Genomic DNA, 16,076 nt, shown 5'->3' on the forward strand with positions numbered 1-16,076 from the left:
TCTGGATGATCATTCCGGCCATTCTCGCCATCGTTGCCGCTTCCGGACTGGCGATGGCGTCGGGCTCCGGCGCCCCCGTCGACGACGGCATTCCGGCCGAGGACGCGGTGGAACGTGCGATTCCATCGCCGGTGCCCGGGCCGAAGTCATCCGGTTCCTCCCAACGCCTGATCCGGCGAGGACGTGTCCTCCAACGGGCGGGATTGTGTCTCGCCGGATTCGGGCTGCTGTGGGGCGGCAGCCTCGGCGGTTGCGCGATTCTGATGGCATTGCTGGGGGGCATCCTGCACGAGGCCAGCGTGCGCCGGCCGCTGCGCCGGCTCGCCGGTCGAAAGGCATCCGGGCGTTCGCAATCTCCGGCCTCCTAACACAAGAGCCGCTGTCCGGCGTCGACCGCCGGTGCCGCCGACCGTCGACCAGCCATGCCGAACAACGAGGCGAGCGGATTCAGGTCTTCCGACCGTTTCAGGTACATGCCGGCGAGCATCTGCGCGCGCGATGTTCGGATCTCATGCGCCGGACGATCGCCGGCGACCAGCGCGCACAGCGCCGCCCGGACTTCGCCGTGCCGGTCCACCGCCCGGCTCCACGAAACGTCCGACAGCCCCAGGCGCAGGGCGGCGATCCGCCCGACGATCCGAAGATCGTCCAGATCGGCGGATTCCGGCCCGGATTTCCCGGTCCGATACTGCGCGAACACGCTGGCGAAGGTGGGGCTGACGGAAGCGAGCAGGCGTCCGTTCCAGCGTGGAGGGGGCATGGCCGGCTTCTGCGATTCCGGAACGAACGGGAACAGGTCCGGGGACGGTTCGTCGTTCCCGCCACCCTTCTCCCGGGTGGAGTTATCCACAGACCTGGACGCTACATCACCCGCATAGCCATACAGAATACCATCCTGCGGATGGTCTAAGCTTGTAGTGTTATGCGTCTCGTTGCTGGGATGCGCGCATATTGTTTTCTCATCCAAAGCCTTGGAAACGATGGCTTCGGCGAGCGCCCTGGACCTCGTCTCGACCAGCCGGATTTCGGTGTCGATCGCCGCGAGGCGGCCAAGATGCTCGGACTGCCCCTCCTCGTCGACCCTCGCATCGCGGCGCAGGATCATCCTGGCCTCGGCGATCAGCGCGTCCGCGTGCCGTGCGTTGGCGACCAGCTCGACGCACTCCGGCTCATCAGGTCCGGCGCCGGCGGCGGATGCGGCATCCTCGTGCTGGCGGGTCAGATCGGCCCGGCAACGGATGCCGGCGACGATGCTGCGCAGCGCCCGGCCGCGCTCGGCCTGGTGCCGGGCGACTTCGACCATGCGCCGATGAAGATCGACCAGGGGGGACAGGTCGAGCCCGTACAGCTCGACGATCTGGCCCGTACTGTCACGAACGGGCTGACGCCGGTTGCCGGGACCGATCTCCAGCTTCAGCGCGGAGGCCGCGCGCAGCCAGGCAAGGTGACGGTTCACCGTGGCGATCGACAGACCGGTGGCCTGGGCGATTCTCGCGTTGCCCGGCCAGACGACGGGGCGGCCGCCAGGGCGCCAGTCCTCGAGCCTGGTGTGATCGAGCAGGAAGGCCAGCGTATCGAGAGCGCAGCGGGGGAAGGGCAGGTGACGCCCTGCGGCGCGGAGCGGTTCCAGCAATTGTTTAGGATGGGACAGCGAAGCTGGAAGCCCGCCGAACGCGGCGGCGGCGGCGGCGGCGCGGTAGTCGCCCGCAACGAAGCGCGCCCGGCCGGGAGGGGGCTTTCGGACGAAGGAGGATTCTTGCATGCACATCTCTCCCGTGGCGGGACCTTGTCCCGCGATCGGTGGAGCGCTCGGGCACAGAGGCAGCGTTACCGGAACCGTGAAATTCCAGTTGACGGGCACAAATGGCTGGTGCAGTGTCTAGGAGCTGATTACCTGACACTGCTGCCGGTCATGTGTTCATGTCGGCTCGTCTAAGCCCAGGCTCTCCGGAAGGGGGGCTTGGGCTTAGTCGTTTCTCGTGCGCGTTCGATTGGCCGTTGGCATGTCCTGTCCGATGGCGTGATCGGGCCTGCTGAAGACGCGCGCATGAATCGTCATGCAGACGCGCTGAAGGCGCGACCGTAATCAAAGGGGAGTTTGTGATCGACGAGCAGAGCCGTGGCGGGCGAATGTCAGCACCGCGTGAAACCACGGAGTTTCCGAACTGCCGGAAACCCTCGAAAGCTTCTGAATGGATTGCTCGGAGAGAAGGGCGATTACACGGTCATTTGGGTTCTCCAACTCTTCCAGTTTCTGGTGACGGTCATCACCCGAATGCAACTATGGACTGGAGTCCCCACACAGCGCAAGCGTAAGAGTCTATTCCGCCATCACCGCCTGGAATCCGGATGGTCGATTTCCCAGTTCAAGCGGAAAGCGCAGCCTGTCCCCTACTCAACAACGCCGTCCGCTCGCGCAAAAGCGATGTTTTCCATCGCGGGTTCGCCGATAAATCATTCTCTTTTTCCTCGAATCGGCCGTGCATTTCAACACATCGAGCCAGTGCAACCGAATCAACGCAATCGGAGGGTTAGAAACCCTTGTGGGAGCGTGGGCCCCGGGGGACCGCTCCGACCAGGAGTCGCGCGCCACGTCCCCCACTTGGCCCCTGCACCTCACAGCGGTGGCACCTGAACGCGCCACCGCCAAGCCCCTCTCGATCGACGCCATGGCATTGAATCACCGCAGGCTGGCCAGGACGCGGACGGGAGCGGCGCCATCCTGAGCGATGGACCCGGCGGACGAATTCGCCTCGGCGGCGGCGATCCGGACGCGCAGATCGGTATAGCCGGATTGAACGGCGTTGGCGGCGAAGGTGATGGCGGCGACGGCGGCCAGAACGGCAATCGACTTCATGGTCAATCCTTTCAATTTGAGCGGCTGAGTGGCGGCTGGCTGTCCCGGTGCATCCTGTTGCACGACGCCGGGCGGCCTGTCTGACATCAACGATGCGCCGCACCCCCCGCCATTGCAAGAACTTTTTTCGCACTCTCCAAACAAATTATTCGCCGATATTTTAAATAAGCGGCCGTCGTCTTTGGTCAAAGATGATATTTGCATGCGGAATGACAGGACATTACATGAGCTATTCTATTTCCCTCCACTCATTATCATGACATGACGGCACATTTCCTTTCGTCACGATGTATCGACATATCATGCTGACCGTTTCGCAGTGGCCCGGCGGTTCGGCGGCTTTTTTTTGGGGGGGAGAATGGCGAATACATGAGGCCACAACGAATGCCGGCGGATGGACGGACAAGGACCGTGACGTGGCTTATGATCAGAGGCCGACTCCGCGTTGCCGGGGCCCGACGGGCGGCAACCGAAAAAGCGACGTCGGCACCCTGCCGGCACCCTTCGGGCACCGACCTGGGGCACCACCGCCTCCGGCACCCTTTGGGCACCGGAGGCGACTGCGGCTATGGTTGGGCCTCAAACGTGCGCTGCCGGTGCCCGTAGGGTGCCGGCAAGCTGACAGGGACCGCCAAATGCTTGCGGCCCCGAATGCAGCGTCCTGCCGGCGCCCTTCGGAACACCGGCAGGACGCGCCATAGGAAATCCGGACGCCCTCGGCACCCTTCGGGCGCCTGCGGGCATTCCTGGGCACCCTCTGGGCACCCAGGGACGGTGCGGGCCGCGGTCACCAAGCAGGCAAGGCATGCGCCGCCGAATGGCCGGTATGGCCAACAGGAACGCGCGCCGCCGATCATGCGCTGCCGGTGCCCGGAGGGTGCCGGCAGGAAGGATGAACGTCGCGACGGTCGTGCGACGCCGGCGCACCAGCAGACGCTTTTACCACCCCCCTTGCAGCACCCTTCGGGCGCCGCGCCGGGGAAACCGCCCCGCCTCCGGCACCCTTCGGGCACCGGAGGCGGGGGCATTGAAGGCGGAGACAGGCCGACGGCACCGAAGGCACCGTCGGCCTGTCGGAGCATCGTGGCCGATGGTCCGTCAGGGACCGTGCGTCGGCGCCCCATCGGCATGCCCGGGCACCACCACGAGGTGTTGGGCCAAGGCGTGGAACGCAACCCGATGGATCGGGGACGCTATCGCCGCGGGGTCGATGCTGTCCGGTCTCCGGGCCGTCATGATGACGGGTCCGGCAAAACGCTCCACCTCGTTGGCCAAAGCAGCGGATCTGAGCAGATCTTCGTAGCCGGCCGGATAATCCGGCCGAAGCAGCAGAAGATCGGCCGCCTCCACCAGCAGCAATGCGCCGATCCGCTCGGCGCGGTCGATGAACGTCCGGAGATCCTGGTCGCGGAGCGTCCGCACCTCAGACGGCCCCAGTTCCACGACAGGCAGGCCATGGCGATGGGCCAGGGCGCGCGCGCAGGTGCTCTTTCCGCTGCCGGCCGGACCGAGGAAGAGACAACGAGCAGAGCCGTGAAGCCACCGACGGCTCTCGAACCAGGGCTCGACCGCAGGCACCGTCCGCCAGCGGCTCTCGGACAGTTTGTCCGGCAGGGGCCGCTGGGGGAGGGAGGCGGGATCGTGGAGTGCCAGCAGCCGTTCGGCACGCCCGAACAGCGACACGGCCTCCTCGTCGGCCCGGAGTTTGCGCCATTCCATCGGCGAATGCCGGATGCCTCCGAACTGTCGGCCGAGATCGCCGAACGCCAACCGGTCCATCGACGTCGCCGCCCCGGCGCCGATCAGATCGCCCAGGCGGATGATCTCGGCGGCGAGATCGAGACTGGAGCGGCAATCCGCAAGGTCACCCATGCACGGCGGCTCGGCTGCGGCGCCGGAGGAATGCAGCGTCATCCTGCGGGGATCTCCTGGCCATTGGACGCGGGACGCCGAAACGGCAGCGCCCCCTCGCCCCGATCATGCCGATGGCCCGGCCGGCGGGTCGAGCACGCCCATGAACGCCGTCGGCGACCTCGCCCCGATGCCGCTACCTGGGCCGGCCGTTCGTGGAGGCTCGAATTGATGGATTACCACCCGGTACCGTCGTGTGGAGCACACGCACGACGGAGACTCACAGGGCATGACCGACGGACTTCTCACCGAGGAGGAGGCACACACCGCCATCGCGGAGGACATTCTCGGCGCTGTCGAGCGCAACGCCGCCGGGGAGTGGGTCATGCCTTGGGCCGGCTTTTCCGCCCGCCCGACCAACGCGTTCTCCGGCCGCCCCTTCAAGGGACAGAACACGCTCGCTCTGTGGGCGGCTGCGCGACGGAACGGCTATACGGCTCACCTCTGGGCATCCCCGGAGGCATGGGAGCGGAACGGCGGCGCCATCCGGTCCGGCGAAACCGGCACCCTCATCCTGGTCCCGATCTTCGATGAGGAGGCTCCGGCGGCGGCCTGGACCCGTGAGACGCCGGGCATCGCCAGGAAGCTTGGTCCCATCGGTGGGGATGCCCTGGGCGGGCAGCTCCGTCCGATGATCGGCTTCGAACGCCAGCGGTGGTTCAACGTTCACCAGGTCGACGGTGTGCCGATCGCAACGCCGGCGGTGCCGTCACCGACGCAAGCCGCCCTGAAGCTGGAGAATGCGCTGCTGTCCTGGCGGCCCCTGCCGGACGATCCCGTCGGCGGCCCCGCCCTCATCGAGGGGGGCGTCCGGGCGTTCTGGAACCCGGCGACCGACCGGGTCAACATGCCGCCGAAAGCCGCCTTTCAGCCGCGCGGCGGTCTGAGCGGCTACGAATATTACGTGCTGACTTTCGCCCATGAATGCACGCACGCCACCGGGTCGGCATCCCGCCTACGCCGCGACACGCTGCTCAACTATGGCAAGGGCAACAACCGCCCGAAGGAGGAGCTGGTGGCGGAGATCGGCGCGGCCTTCCTCTGCGCGCAATTCGGCCTGCCGGCCCAACTTCTTTCCCATAACACGGCCTACATCGCGAGCTGGATGCAGCATCTCGGGACCCGCGGCAAACGGAAGAGCTTCTTCTGGGCGGTGGGGCAGGCGGAAAGCGCCTGCGCCTACATCCTCCGCCGTGCCGGCGGCGACCGCCATCGGCCTTTGGCCACCGCGGGAGCGTGACGGATGGAGAACGGAATCCACAGTCGGGAACGCAGCACCTTGCCGCCCGCCTTCCTTCAGTTGGCCGCCCAGGTGACGGCAACGGTCTTGCGCAGCCATCCCGGACTGGAGATCGGCACCTCGCCTGACAGCCGGATCGTCCGACTGACCCACGGTCCTCGGGCGCTTCCGCCGCCACCGCCGGCCGCTTGCGAGGGCGGGATGGCTCTCCACCTCGTCGACGTCGCTCTGCGAATGAACGGCGAGGACGCGCTCTACGGGATCGCCAATCTCGGCTGGCACAGATCCGCCCAGGACGTCCTCGACAGCGCCGTGGAGCATCTCCTCCAGAGCCTGCCCGTCCGCTTCGCCGGACCGGACGATCCGGTCGTGCAGCGGCGCATCGTCGGGCGGATCGATCTCTGCGACTGCTGCTACGGGACCGGGCGCCACCCCGTCTTCCAGCCGGACCGGCCGCCGGAGGCGTGCCTGCTGTGTTCGGGGACCGGCGAGAAGATCGTGCCCGACGACGTCTGGCGATCGTTCCTGCGCAGCATGAGGCATGGGCACCATGATCCGGTCGGGGCAGACGCGCCCGCGCCGGTGCTCGAATGGCCGAGATGAGGAGCGGCATGCTGGTCGGCATGCGTTTTCCAACAGCGGAGTTGTCCTCATGACCGTCTCCCCCTTTCCGATCGAACAGGCTTCACTGGTGTCGGCCGGCTTCTTCACCGGCCTTCCGCCTTCGGTCGAGACGGAGGCCCGTGCCGCCCATGCCCGCGCCTACGCGTCCGGCCGCACCTTTGGAGTGGATGAGGCCCATTGGAGGATCACGGCCGAGCATTTCATCGCCGGCGTCGCGCTGCTGGCCGCGGAACGAAGCGACCGCGATGCCGGCGACGCGGACGACGGCCAGATCGCCGCGCTGATCGAGGGCATCGCGTCCGGCGCTTACGGCCTCGACGACCTCATCAAAGAAGGGCAGGCCCTTTCCTATTCCAAGACCGTGATCGATGGCCTTCAGCATGTCCTGCTGTTGCCGTTCGGTGAGCGGTCCGCGGTCATCGCCACCGCCATCTTCGCGTTGAAACACTCCTCCCGTGGCCAAGCGCCGGCGGCGGCATAGCTCTGCCGGTTCGGAGACTGCGTCCCCATGACCAGCCCTTCCGCCGCGCCAGGGCCGGACCGACACACGGCCCTCCTCACCTTTGCCGAAGGATGGTTGAGGATGGACGTGCTGATCGAGTGCTTGGCCACGCCCGAAGAAGCCGAATGGTTCGGCCGATCCGCTCGCGCTCTTCGCATCAGGCCCTCGCGGTGCGGTGTCGTGGCTGAAATGGATCTTGGCGGCCGCTTGATCGAGATCGATCCCGCCACGGTCCGCGTCAGCGCCATGGCGGTCGATGAAGGTGCCCCGTTCGTACCCGACGACATCGAGACCTCGCCGGATGGCGGCGTGACCAGTCTTGCCTGGACAGCCGCCGATGCGTTCAACCGCCTGGGTGGCGCCGTCCGCCTCCTTCATAGACAGGCCGGCGTTGCGCCAGACTGAATGCCGAGACTGTCTTTCTAACCAGGATTACATCATGAAGCCGCAGCACCTCGTCACAACATCCGTCTCTCATGTGGCTGCCTTGGGCATCCCCTCCCGCATCGTGAAACTGGCAGAGGATGGGGACACTGACATGGCTACCCTGCGAGACCGGCTGCGTGCCGTATCGTCGGTCATCACTCTGCGCCCGGCGGACGCCGCTGAGGCTGACGAGTAACGAGGGAGCTGATCCAATGGGACATGCCCTGCCACCGTTCACAATCACATGGCTTTTTGTCGCACTCGCCTGCATGACAGCCATCGCCTTGAAGACTGTCCACGGGCCGCACAGCGACAACCTGCTGAACCCGGTATGGTGGTCGTTCACGACCATCTTTTCCCTGATCGTCGGCGGAGCAATCGCCATTGTTGCCGCTGTCATCCGCCGCCAACGGAAGTCGTAAACGAGCCCCCAGCGGCCAGCCAGCCCCGCACGTCAGCCGACGACGGAGCTTTAGGCGGCAGAGAGACCAGTACGCCTGCGCTGCGCCGCCCGCGGGCACTGGATGTATTACGTTGTCGGCTGAGCAGCTTCACGAACGCGGACAACCAGCATGGCAAAGACCGTCATTCTTGAAGACCCGCCGGCTCCCTTCGCCGGGAAGGCCCCGCCGGGCACCGAGGTTCGGACCTATGCCCCGGTCGAACTGACCGACCAAGGCCGGCGTCAGATCATGGCCGACATCGAGGCCGGCACCATCACGGTCACCGACCTGCGCCTGACATCGCGCCGGTAGGCTCATAACCGAGGGTTCGCCAATGCTCCGTCTGTTCCGACGCAACGAACAGAAACCTCCTGCCGGCATTGGCCCGCACGAGGGACGCGAGCTACAGCTCATGCTCGCCGGCATGAAGCCTCTGGCGCTCGTGTCCAATTCGTACAGGTGGAGCCCTTTCGATAAAGCCGTGGCCAAGGGCCAATTGATCGTCGCTTCGGTGCAGGTCCCCATGCACCAGCTTCGCCGGGACCTGCTCGGGCGTCTCTTCGGACTTTTTGAGCCAGGACTGGCGGAGGTTCGGTTCTACGCGCTTCCGCAGCATGAAGCCCGGCTCAGGGCTCTGTGCGAGATCTACGCGCACCCGCGGCCCGCCTTCGGTGAGTTCCAGCACGCTACCATCGGGTGGTTGCTCGGCTACACGGACGTCGAGATCGCCGCCTTCCTCGACCACTGGCACTGCCAGCCGATCACCTGATCCTCAATTCAGAGCGGACCTGTTACCCAGGTCATCCGCTGCAAACCGACGAAGCCCCACCCTGGTCACGCCGGACCGGCAAATCGCAGGGCCAGGGCATGCGCTCCGGCGCACCGCTCAAGAGCCCCCTCGATGCTGATGGGACGCGCAGAGATGGCGCCGATGCCGTCCAGATCGTCACCCGTTCCGATGCCGGTGAGCATGCCCTGGGGCATCATGCTCACCAGTGAGGGGCAGGCGCGTTCGGGAACCTCAAGATACCAGGTACCGGTTGCCACGTTAAAGCGTTGAGGGCCGCCCCACGGGTTGGCCAGCTCGATCGCCCCGCCATTGTTCAGATGAACCGTGACCGCACCGTCCGGAGCCGTCTCGGCGCCGGCGACGTCGCCGCGCGACAGGGCGTAACCCACGGCCGTGGCCATGGACACGCCCGCCTGCGTGCGTGTCATCGCGCTTATGCCCTCGACGATCTTCTCGGTTTGCTGAAGGTGGTGGGCGCTGAGGAGGCCAATCGTGAGGAAGGCCCCAAACAATGCACTCATCCCCATGAGGCACAGAATGGTGACCAGCTTCGAGGCAGCATCCAGAACAGGTCGCGAGGTGCTGAAGCGCTTGAACATGCCGAACTCCGGTGCGGTGCGTCGAAGCTGCAGCGTAGGGCCCGTGAAATGGCCGCTTCGAGCACCCACACGAGAAGGCACTCATGAGTCCGCGATTTTGCGCCGGCCGAGGTGCTCGCCCATGGGCGGCGATCGCCTGACCAGGGCCTGCTCGGCCTGCTCGAGGAGACGTACCTGGTCGATCGTGACGTAGAAGGCCAGGGTGCGGATCAGCCCTTCGATGTGGCGGTCGCCACCCCAGACGACGCCGCGGCGCCGGAGGAAATCGGCGCGAGCCGTGATCGACCCGAGGGTGCGGCCGGACCGGTCGAGCAACAGAAGGGCGACGTCGGCGGCGTCCGTCCGCCGAAACGCGACGTCGGCGATGCGGTCGCTGACCGCGTTGATCAGCGCTTCGGCGTCCAGGTCGATGCGATGATCATCCGGGCGGCCGTCGGGATGCACATGCTCCATCCGGACATGCCGCCGGCCTTGTGGGAGCAGGCTCAGAGAAAGATCGTCCAGCTCGGCCTCGGCCTGCTCGGTTGGGTGGTCGGGCATCGCAGCATCCGTGAAGGGTTGCGGAAACAGTTGGGTGGTGTGCGGCCAGCACGATGGGCCGAGCGGCAACCCGCGATCCGCCGCGAATACCGGCGCTCGCGGCGCGGCCGGGAAGAGCGCTATTCTCACGTCATGATCCCCCGTCATCGCATGCTCTCCGTCCATCTCATCGCCGCGGTGTGCGTGACCGCCGCCGCGTTGTCCTTCTCCTCGCACGCGGGCGAACCGATCCGGCTCGTCCCGCGGGGAACTGCGGCGTCCGAGGACCCCGGAACGCAGATCGGCCGCTGCGCGCCCATTCCCTTTGCCCCCCGCTCTGCGGCCCTTGATGGACAAGCCGAGACCATCCTGCAAGCCTGCGCCGACGCCTTGCACGGAACGACGCTCGATCTCGTCGTGCAGGCCTGGGCCATACCCGTCCCGGACGCTCCGGAATACGCCGCCGGCCTCGCCGCTTCGCGGGCCGACGCGGTGAGGCGGTGGCTCACCAGCCACCGCGTGCCTCCGGCGCGCGTGACGGTCCGCGGGGAGGTCGGCGGCGTTCACCTCGCGCAGATCCGTTTGCGGCTGCCCGATCTGGACCGTGGGCGCCCCGGCCGCCGTTAGTTCTTTCATGCTCCCGGCGCTCCATTCCCGCGGGTGCCGTGGTACGCCGCTCTGAGACCCGCCGCGATTCCGCGCGCACCGGCCGCTGCGCCGGCGCCGGCCAGCCCGACGAGACCACGCTGCGCGACGACGTCGGCCATCTGCTGACCGCCTTTGGGCAGAGCGTTCAGAATGGCGCCGCTCAAACCGCCCGTCGCGACATTGCCGGCGCTGTCGAAAATCGAATTGCGCGCGCCGCCGCCGAACAATTTCCCGTGGGCCATCCCCCCCGCTTTCGCCGCGCCGGCCTGTCCCGCGGCGGTCACCATGGCGGCGCTGGTGGCGGAGTCCGTAACGCCCGCGATGTTGCTCGCGATGCGCGGAGCCGCGAGGTGCAGCAGGACGGACACCAGCCCGACGATGAAGGTGTACCAGTATTCCGGATTGGTGACGTCGAGCAACTTCTGCAGCGCCGCGGGGGAAGGATCGCCGAGCGACACATTTTGAAACTGCGACTGCAGCATGGCCGATGTCGTGCCCATGGCCACCGCGGCGAACACGAGCGTTAAGCCGCCGCCCAACATGAACTTCAACGCTCCCCAGAGGTAGGACCGCGTTGTTCCCCAGGGAAGCCCGACGACGAGCAGCGGTCCGATCGCCGTCACGGCGGCCGTGTAGAAGATCACCTGCACCATGAAGGCCATGAAGATGCCGAGGACGAAGCCGAACGGCGCGACGATCAGAAGCGTGAGGATGAGCCGAGGAAGTGCCGCGATGTCGTACCAGGCGCCCGGAGCCCCCGCCCGTATCAGCTTCAGCACGAGCGGAAAGACCGTGCCCTCGACCTCGCGCCACAGAGCCGTGTACCAGGCGCTGTCACCAACCGGCGGCACGCTCGCCGTTCCGCCGAAGGCCGACTGCGCGGTGCCCAGCACGTAGGCGGCCACACCCATGAAGGTCTGCTCACCCGCCGTCACGATGTTGTCGAGTATCCACTGCGGCGCCGAGAGGATGCCGACCATCGCCAGCAGCCAGCCGACGCGGCCGAGAAAAGTTTCCAGGAAGCGCGGGATCTGGCTCGGCTGGAGAAAGATCTGAACGGCGAACAGGTAGATCCACAGGAGGCCGAGCATGCGTCCGAAACTGGACGCCGGGCCGACAAGGTTTTTGAAGCTCGCCTCGCGGAACGTCCGGCTCGCCTTTTCGATTCGCTCGGTCAGGCCGCAGGCCATGCAGGACACGTCGGAACTCTGCGCCTGCGCGGTGTCGGGAAGCAGGATCACCAGCGCCACGAAAAAGGAGCAGGCGATGGCTGTGGCGAGGACCCGGTCATCGCTTTTCATGTCTGGCTTCCTTCGTCCGGCGGAGACGGGCGTGGATCGCGAATGCGGCGCACGGGCCGAATGATCCAGCGTTCGATGAAGGGCACGCGCAGCATGCCGCGGTCGACCGCGATGACGATGATGGTCAGCACCAGCAGCACGGCGAGCGTGATCGACGCCACGTCGAAGATCCACTGCGCCATCCGGGTCAGCCGGAGAAAACCGTCAACGGGATCGAATGGCCGGGGAATGGTGGTCGCGTCCATGGCGCCGTCATCCCACCAGTTGCCGGGTGAGATCCGCCACCAGCTGCGCATCGCCGGCCCTTTTGGCCGCCGCGAGGCGAAGCAGCAGATCCGCGCTGATCCCGACATCCTCGCAGAGGGCCGCGGCCTGCAGGCGATGCGCGTCGCGCCGGCGGTCACGTTCGGCCTGCAACTCGTCCATGGCCTTGCGCTGATCGTCGCGGGCCTGGCGCAACGTGTCGCGGAACTGCGCCAGCTCATCCGCGAGTTTCCGAACGCGGCGGCTGGTGCGGTAAACGGCACGCTCGCGCCCGTCGGCCGGTTCGTCGCCGTCGAGATCGATTCCCATCACCTCCTTGTCTGCGTCTTCCTCACGGTTCTTCGGTGGCCGGCCGCGCCCCTGACGCGGCCGGTCCATGAGCGTGCCGCCGCTCGGACGATCGTCCTCCTGGCCCGTCTCGTCGCCGTTGTTCCGGATGTCCATATCGCGGATATCTCCTTGGTGCTGACCGATGCCCGGCCAGCCTACGGAGGTGTGCCCGGTGTTTTCGAGCACCGGCGGAACGCTGCGGCGGCGCATCATCGGTTGGCGTTGATCCATGCGCTCATTTCCGCCCGGTCGAGACCATCCGGCACGGACAGGCCGCGACGCTCTGCAATCCTGCGCGCAAAGTTCATCTGATCGGTGCTGGGCGGCTGCCCCGCCGCCGCCCCTTCCACCGAACCGCGCCGCCGCTCAACCGCGCCCCTTCGCTCCATCGCGTCGCCTTCATGCCGGCCCCCGGTGTGACGCCCGTTGCGCAGGGATTCCTCGCCATCGCCGCCGTCCAACGGTGTTGCCGAAAACCTCGCGGGAACTCCGGCGTGATCGGCACGAGTGTTCTCGTCCCCGAAGCCGGCGCCCAGCATGCGGCGCAGGCGGTCACGAAACTCATGATCGTCCGGAGCGTTGCGCAGGCGCCCGATCAGATCCGCAAGCAAGGCTCGATCGTCCGGCCAAACCGCTCCTTCAAAACGCACAAGCCCTCCGGCTTTTGATCGTGCACGGTACCGCCGAACACGCGCGGCGTTCTTGGACAGAAACCGGTCGCCCATCACGCATCCCCGTTCCGCCAAGTACGCCACCACTGCATACCGCTCCTCGGCCATCTCAAGATCCCGGCCTGCGCGTCGCGATCCCCGTCCATCGTCGGTGCCGATAAACTCGCCGCCGCCGCTTCCCCTCGGCCGGCTTCACCGGCGCAATCGCTTTCGTTTCCGAAGCCGTCGCCCAGCATGCTGCGCAGGCGGTCACGAAACTCATGATCGTCCGGAGCGTTGCGCAGGCGCCCGATCAGATCCGCAAGCAAGGCTCGATCGTCCGGCCAAACCGCTCCTTCAAAACGCACAAGCCCTCCGGCTTTCATCCGTGTGCGGCATCGCTCGATGCGTGCGGCGTTCTTGGTCCGCGGCCGGTCGCCCATTACGCACCATGCCGGTCGGTTTTAGGCCGACACGGTCCGCGGACCGCGCCTTTCCGGGGCGTCCACCGCACTACGGCAGTCATCGGCGCCGACCGTGTATTACATGTCATACGGAAGCAAAATGGTGGCATGGGTGTCCTCCACGGTGAAACCTGGCCAGCCTACGGACATGCAACCTCCGTGTTCGAGCACCGGCGGTTTCGAACCGCATGCCGTATGTCGACGCCAAACCTGTGGTCACACCCGACGCCCGGCGGAACACGCCGTGATTTGCCTGTCATGACAGAGCCCAAAGCATTACCGGTAATGACATGATCGCCCCTTGAAGGGCCGTCATGTGTAATGTCAGGGAAGAGGTGTTTGCGCAATTAGCCATTGTCATACAAAGGCGCATTACCGGTAATGGCTTATCACACTACCGATAACATTACCGGTAATGGTTGGAAGGCTCGTGGGCACCCACTTGGCTTCTGTTAGGCGCCCAACTCGTTTTTATTGCCGTGGGCGGCGTGACAAGCAGCCACGGCACCAAGATGGCGAAGGGTAAGGACGGCAGGCATGGTGACGTTCGCGAAGGCGTTGTCATTGATCGGCGAAGCCGAATGGGACGACCGGCACCGGTCCGGGCGACTGGACGAAGGCGACGCGGTGGAGCGCGGGCTGGCGACGGGACGTTACTTCAAGGTCGGCCTGCGATCCCTCCTGCTGCCGGCTCCCCGCGGCCGGAGCGGACCGCCACCGCGCGTCGAACCGCTCCACATCCGGGTGTCGTCGGTGTCGAAGCGGCCGCCGTCGGGAAGCGGTGGCCTCTCGCCGAAGGAGACGGAGGCACGCCGCGGCCGGGTCTATGTGAAGGCGAAGCGCGGACGGGTCCGTGACCTGCAGGCGGCGGGCGGCGCCTACGACCGCAAGGCGCGGAGCTGGTACGTTCCCGAGGCCCAGTTCGCCGCGGCGGCGCGGGCGCTGGGCCCGGCGATCCAGCGCAAGAGCGGCGGAGCGGCGCGAACCAGCCGCGGTCGGGTGCGCGCCGGAGCGGCGGCGTCGTTCCAGCGCTATGTCGAGCGCGCCGACCTGCCGCAAGATGAGCGTGTTGCGGAATTGATGGCCGACGGCGACGGCGTGCTGATCAGCTTCGGCACCATCGGCGACGACGCCGACGAACGCGCCGCCTTCTGGGACGCGGTGGAGGCGCGGGAGCGCGTGGACGGCTGCGTCCAGAACCGCGCCATCATCGCCTTGCCCCACGAGCTGGACGGCGACGAGCTGGCGGCGCTCGCCCGCGACCTGATGCGGCCCCTCGCCGAGCGGGGGCTGCCCCATCACGCCGCGGTTCACCGCCCGGACATCGAGGCCGGGTCCGATCCGCGCAACATTCATCTGCACGCGCTGTGGAGCGAACGCCCGGCGGAACGCACCGCCTCCCACGCCTGGACCTTCGCCGCGCGCAAGGACCGGACGGCGCGCGGGCCGTCCTGGGTCCGCGAATTGCGCGAGCGGTCGGCGGCGACGATCAACCGCCATCTCGACGCCGCCGACGAGCGGCGGCGGGCGGACGGACGGCCGCTTGTCGGCCGGCGGTTCGACGCCCGCTCCTACGCCGAGCGCGGCGAGGCGACCCTGCCCGGCGTGCATCTCGGACCGGGACGCTCGGCCCTGGAGCGGGCCGGCGTGCCGACGGCGGCCGGCGTGGTCAACGCGCTGCGCGCCGCGGTGAACGAGCGTGTCGAGACGGCGAGCCGCGCCAACGGGCGGCGCGGCCGGGCGGCGATCCTTTCCGGGTCCCCCGGCGTGCCGGCGGAGGCGGCGGAACGTCTCGTCCGTGCCCTCGACCGCCTGGACGAGATCGAACGCCGCCCCGATCCGGCGCTTCGCGCGCGGCGGCGCGCGGCGTGGGCGCGCGCTGCCGCCACGCTCGCCGACGGCCGCCAGGAGCTGGCCGCTTCCGCATTTTCCGAAGCGTCGCGGTTGCTCGGCCTGCTCGGGGACGACGCCCGCGCGCCCGACGCGGCGGAAGCTGCCGCGGCGGTGCGGGCCGCGGGCTGGACAGCGGCGCGCGCGGCGGCCGACCATGCCCGCCGGCGGGTCGAAGCGCACCACAACGAACGCGCCGCCGACGCGGATGCCCTTCGTGCCGGGCGGATGTCGCCGGCCGAGGCCATCGCCCGCGAAGGCGAGCGGCGCGGCGACGAGCGGGAGGCGGCGCGGGGGCGCGTGATGCTGTTGGAGATGATGGAGCCGGACGCCGACACCGCCCGCCGCCGGCGCGCGCGGCGCGATCTCGATCGGGCGGAGGAGCGGTGTGCCGTGGTGGCGCGGATCTCCGGGCCGGCACCGCTTGAGCCCGCTGCCGTGCTGCGGGAGCTTGGCGCAACCCCTGCCGGTCCGGATGCGATGCCGGAACCGATCCGGCGCCGTCGGTCCCGCGACGTGGAGCGATGAGCGGAAAAAAACGCATCGCCGGTGCTCGAAACCCGGCGACGCACCTCCGTAGGCTCTGGGGCACCTTCCATTCTTCTGCACAGGTGTCCC

The 16,076-nt window shown here is 67.4% G+C and carries 19 protein-coding genes; 10 read left to right on the top strand and 9 right to left on the bottom strand.

Going from position 1 to position 16,076, the window contains the following annotated elements:
* The coding region (locus ACWPN5_RS28410; protein WP_492298733.1) for a hypothetical protein at positions 1-368 on the top strand (368 nt) is incomplete at its 5' end.
* Here ACWPN5_RS28410 and ACWPN5_RS28415 read toward each other — a convergent pair.
* From ACWPN5_RS28415 to ACWPN5_RS28425, 3 genes are all read right to left on the bottom strand, one after another.
* Positions 365-1,762 carry a helix-turn-helix domain-containing protein gene (locus ACWPN5_RS28415; RefSeq protein WP_492298734.1) on the bottom strand — a complete coding sequence of 466 codons (1,398 nt, stop codon included), beginning with the start codon at positions 1,760-1,762 and terminating at the stop codon, positions 365-367. The two genes, ACWPN5_RS28410 and ACWPN5_RS28415, sit on opposite strands and share 4 nt — an antisense overlap.
* A 918-nt stretch (positions 1,763-2,680) precedes the next feature.
* Positions 2,681-2,857, bottom strand: a complete 177-nt coding sequence (locus tag ACWPN5_RS28420; RefSeq protein WP_014242629.1) for a hypothetical protein — start codon at positions 2,855-2,857, stop codon at positions 2,681-2,683.
* 1,098 nt (positions 2,858-3,955) lie between these two features.
* Positions 3,956-4,771, bottom strand: coding sequence for an AAA family ATPase (locus tag ACWPN5_RS28425; RefSeq protein ID WP_492298736.1), 816 nt, complete (start codon positions 4,769-4,771; stop codon positions 3,956-3,958).
* Positions 4,772-4,997: 226 nt separating this feature from the next.
* Here ACWPN5_RS28425 and ACWPN5_RS28430 point away from each other — a divergent pair, with 226 nt between their 5' ends.
* The 7 genes from ACWPN5_RS28430 to ACWPN5_RS28460 all read left to right on the top strand — a co-directional run bounded on the left by ACWPN5_RS28430 (position 4,998) and on the right by ACWPN5_RS28460 (position 8,772).
* Complete coding sequence (locus ACWPN5_RS28430) at positions 4,998-6,008, top strand: zincin-like metallopeptidase domain-containing protein (protein ID WP_492298738.1); 1,011 nt, start codon at positions 4,998-5,000, stop codon at positions 6,006-6,008.
* Between the two features lie 3 nt (positions 6,009-6,011).
* Positions 6,012-6,611 carry a hypothetical protein gene (locus ACWPN5_RS28435; RefSeq protein ID WP_492298740.1) on the top strand — a complete coding sequence of 200 codons (600 nt, stop codon included), beginning with the start codon at positions 6,012-6,014 and terminating at the stop codon, positions 6,609-6,611.
* A 49-nt stretch (positions 6,612-6,660) separates the two neighbouring features.
* Positions 6,661-7,113 (top strand): hypothetical protein, encoded by a 453-nt coding sequence (locus ACWPN5_RS28440; RefSeq protein WP_492298741.1) that lies wholly within the window; start codon positions 6,661-6,663, stop codon positions 7,111-7,113.
* A 102-nt stretch (positions 7,114-7,215) separates the two neighbouring features.
* Positions 7,216-7,539 (top strand): hypothetical protein, encoded by a 324-nt coding sequence (locus tag ACWPN5_RS28445; RefSeq protein WP_492298743.1) that lies wholly within the window; start codon positions 7,216-7,218, stop codon positions 7,537-7,539.
* Between the two features lie 233 nt (positions 7,540-7,772).
* Positions 7,773-7,982 carry a hypothetical protein gene (locus ACWPN5_RS28450; protein WP_492298745.1) on the top strand — a complete coding sequence of 70 codons (210 nt, stop codon included), beginning with the start codon at positions 7,773-7,775 and terminating at the stop codon, positions 7,980-7,982.
* Positions 7,983-8,132: 150 nt separating this feature from the next.
* A complete protein-coding gene (locus tag ACWPN5_RS28455; RefSeq protein ID WP_492298746.1) occupies positions 8,133-8,315 on the top strand; it encodes a hypothetical protein in 183 nt (60 codons plus the stop codon).
* Positions 8,316-8,337: 22 nt separating this feature from the next.
* On the top strand, positions 8,338-8,772 hold the full coding sequence (locus ACWPN5_RS28460) for a hypothetical protein (RefSeq protein ID WP_492298748.1): 435 nt from the start codon (positions 8,338-8,340) through the stop codon (positions 8,770-8,772).
* 65 nt (positions 8,773-8,837) lie between these two features.
* On the opposite strand, the gene ACWPN5_RS28465 is transcribed toward ACWPN5_RS28460, so the two are convergent.
* Entirely contained in the window at positions 8,838-9,392 is a 555-nt protein-coding gene (locus ACWPN5_RS28465) for a hypothetical protein (RefSeq protein ID WP_492298750.1), read from the bottom strand.
* 81 nt (positions 9,393-9,473) lie between these two features.
* The gene (locus ACWPN5_RS28470) at positions 9,474-9,845 is read right to left on the bottom strand and encodes a hypothetical protein (RefSeq protein WP_492298751.1); all 372 of its coding nucleotides are present in this window, start codon (positions 9,843-9,845) and stop codon (positions 9,474-9,476) included.
* Here ACWPN5_RS28470 and ACWPN5_RS28475 point away from each other — a divergent pair.
* Positions 9,837-10,538: an OmpA family protein gene (locus ACWPN5_RS28475; protein ID WP_492298753.1), complete on the top strand. Its 702-nt coding sequence runs from the start codon at positions 9,837-9,839 to the stop codon at positions 10,536-10,538. The genes ACWPN5_RS28470 and ACWPN5_RS28475 overlap by 9 nt on opposite strands.
* 5 nt (positions 10,539-10,543) lie before the next feature.
* Here the strand turns inward: ACWPN5_RS28475 and ACWPN5_RS28480 are convergent, their stop codons facing one another.
* The 4 genes from ACWPN5_RS28480 to ACWPN5_RS28495 are packed head-to-tail and all read right to left on the bottom strand — an operon-like array spanning position 10,544 to position 13,233.
* Positions 10,544-11,860 carry a type IV secretion system protein gene (locus tag ACWPN5_RS28480; protein WP_492298754.1) on the bottom strand — a complete coding sequence of 439 codons (1,317 nt, stop codon included), beginning with the start codon at positions 11,858-11,860 and terminating at the stop codon, positions 10,544-10,546.
* Complete coding sequence (locus ACWPN5_RS28485) at positions 11,857-12,105, bottom strand: hypothetical protein (protein WP_492298755.1); 249 nt, start codon at positions 12,103-12,105, stop codon at positions 11,857-11,859. The genes ACWPN5_RS28480 and ACWPN5_RS28485 overlap by 4 nt, the downstream gene beginning before the upstream one ends.
* A 7-nt stretch (positions 12,106-12,112) precedes the next feature.
* Complete coding sequence (locus ACWPN5_RS28490; RefSeq protein WP_162801211.1) at positions 12,113-12,685, bottom strand: hypothetical protein; 573 nt, start codon at positions 12,683-12,685, stop codon at positions 12,113-12,115.
* Complete coding sequence (locus ACWPN5_RS28495; protein WP_492298757.1) at positions 12,664-13,233, bottom strand: hypothetical protein; 570 nt, start codon at positions 13,231-13,233, stop codon at positions 12,664-12,666. The genes ACWPN5_RS28490 and ACWPN5_RS28495 overlap by 22 nt, the downstream gene beginning before the upstream one ends.
* An 872-nt stretch (positions 13,234-14,105) precedes the next feature.
* Between ACWPN5_RS28495 and ACWPN5_RS28500 the strand changes: the two genes are divergently transcribed.
* Entirely contained in the window at positions 14,106-15,986 is a 1,881-nt protein-coding gene (locus tag ACWPN5_RS28500; protein WP_492298759.1) for a MobA/MobL family protein, read from the top strand.
* Positions 15,987-16,076 lie beyond the last annotated feature (90 nt).

The sequence above is a fragment of the Azospirillum sp. UENF 211521 genome (assembly GCF_058780535.1).

Excerpts from the sequence above, each read along its gene's own strand:
- ACWPN5_RS28415 (WP_492298734.1), bottom strand. The coding sequence starts at position 1,762 with ATGCAAGAATCCTCCTTCGTCCGAAAGCCCCCTCCCGGCCGGGCGCGC.
- ACWPN5_RS28420 (WP_014242629.1), bottom strand. The coding sequence starts at position 2,857 with ATGAAGTCGATTGCCGTTCTGGCCGCCGTCGCCGCCATCACCTTCGCC.
- ACWPN5_RS28425 (WP_492298736.1), bottom strand. The coding sequence starts at position 4,771 with ATGACGCTGCATTCCTCCGGCGCCGCAGCCGAGCCGCCGTGCATGGGT.
- ACWPN5_RS28430 (WP_492298738.1), top strand. The coding sequence starts at position 4,998 with ATGACCGACGGACTTCTCACCGAGGAGGAGGCACACACCGCCATCGCG.
- ACWPN5_RS28435 (WP_492298740.1), top strand. The coding sequence starts at position 6,012 with ATGGAGAACGGAATCCACAGTCGGGAACGCAGCACCTTGCCGCCCGCC.
- ACWPN5_RS28440 (WP_492298741.1), top strand. The coding sequence starts at position 6,661 with ATGACCGTCTCCCCCTTTCCGATCGAACAGGCTTCACTGGTGTCGGCC.
- ACWPN5_RS28445 (WP_492298743.1), top strand. The coding sequence starts at position 7,216 with ATGGACGTGCTGATCGAGTGCTTGGCCACGCCCGAAGAAGCCGAATGG.
- ACWPN5_RS28450 (WP_492298745.1), top strand. The coding sequence starts at position 7,773 with ATGGGACATGCCCTGCCACCGTTCACAATCACATGGCTTTTTGTCGCA.
- ACWPN5_RS28455 (WP_492298746.1), top strand. The coding sequence starts at position 8,133 with ATGGCAAAGACCGTCATTCTTGAAGACCCGCCGGCTCCCTTCGCCGGG.
- ACWPN5_RS28460 (WP_492298748.1), top strand. The coding sequence starts at position 8,338 with ATGCTCCGTCTGTTCCGACGCAACGAACAGAAACCTCCTGCCGGCATT.
- ACWPN5_RS28465 (WP_492298750.1), bottom strand. The coding sequence starts at position 9,392 with ATGTTCAAGCGCTTCAGCACCTCGCGACCTGTTCTGGATGCTGCCTCG.
- ACWPN5_RS28475 (WP_492298753.1), top strand. The coding sequence starts at position 9,837 with ATGCTCCATCCGGACATGCCGCCGGCCTTGTGGGAGCAGGCTCAGAGA.
- ACWPN5_RS28470 (WP_492298751.1), bottom strand. The coding sequence starts at position 9,845 with ATGGAGCATGTGCATCCCGACGGCCGCCCGGATGATCATCGCATCGAC.
- ACWPN5_RS28480 (WP_492298754.1), bottom strand. The coding sequence starts at position 11,860 with ATGAAAAGCGATGACCGGGTCCTCGCCACAGCCATCGCCTGCTCCTTT.
- ACWPN5_RS28485 (WP_492298755.1), bottom strand. The coding sequence starts at position 12,105 with ATGGACGCGACCACCATTCCCCGGCCATTCGATCCCGTTGACGGTTTT.
- ACWPN5_RS28490 (WP_162801211.1), bottom strand. The coding sequence starts at position 12,685 with ATGGATCAACGCCAACCGATGATGCGCCGCCGCAGCGTTCCGCCGGTG.
- ACWPN5_RS28495 (WP_492298757.1), bottom strand. The coding sequence starts at position 13,233 with ATGGCCGAGGAGCGGTATGCAGTGGTGGCGTACTTGGCGGAACGGGGA.
- ACWPN5_RS28500 (WP_492298759.1), top strand. The coding sequence starts at position 14,106 with ATGGTGACGTTCGCGAAGGCGTTGTCATTGATCGGCGAAGCCGAATGG.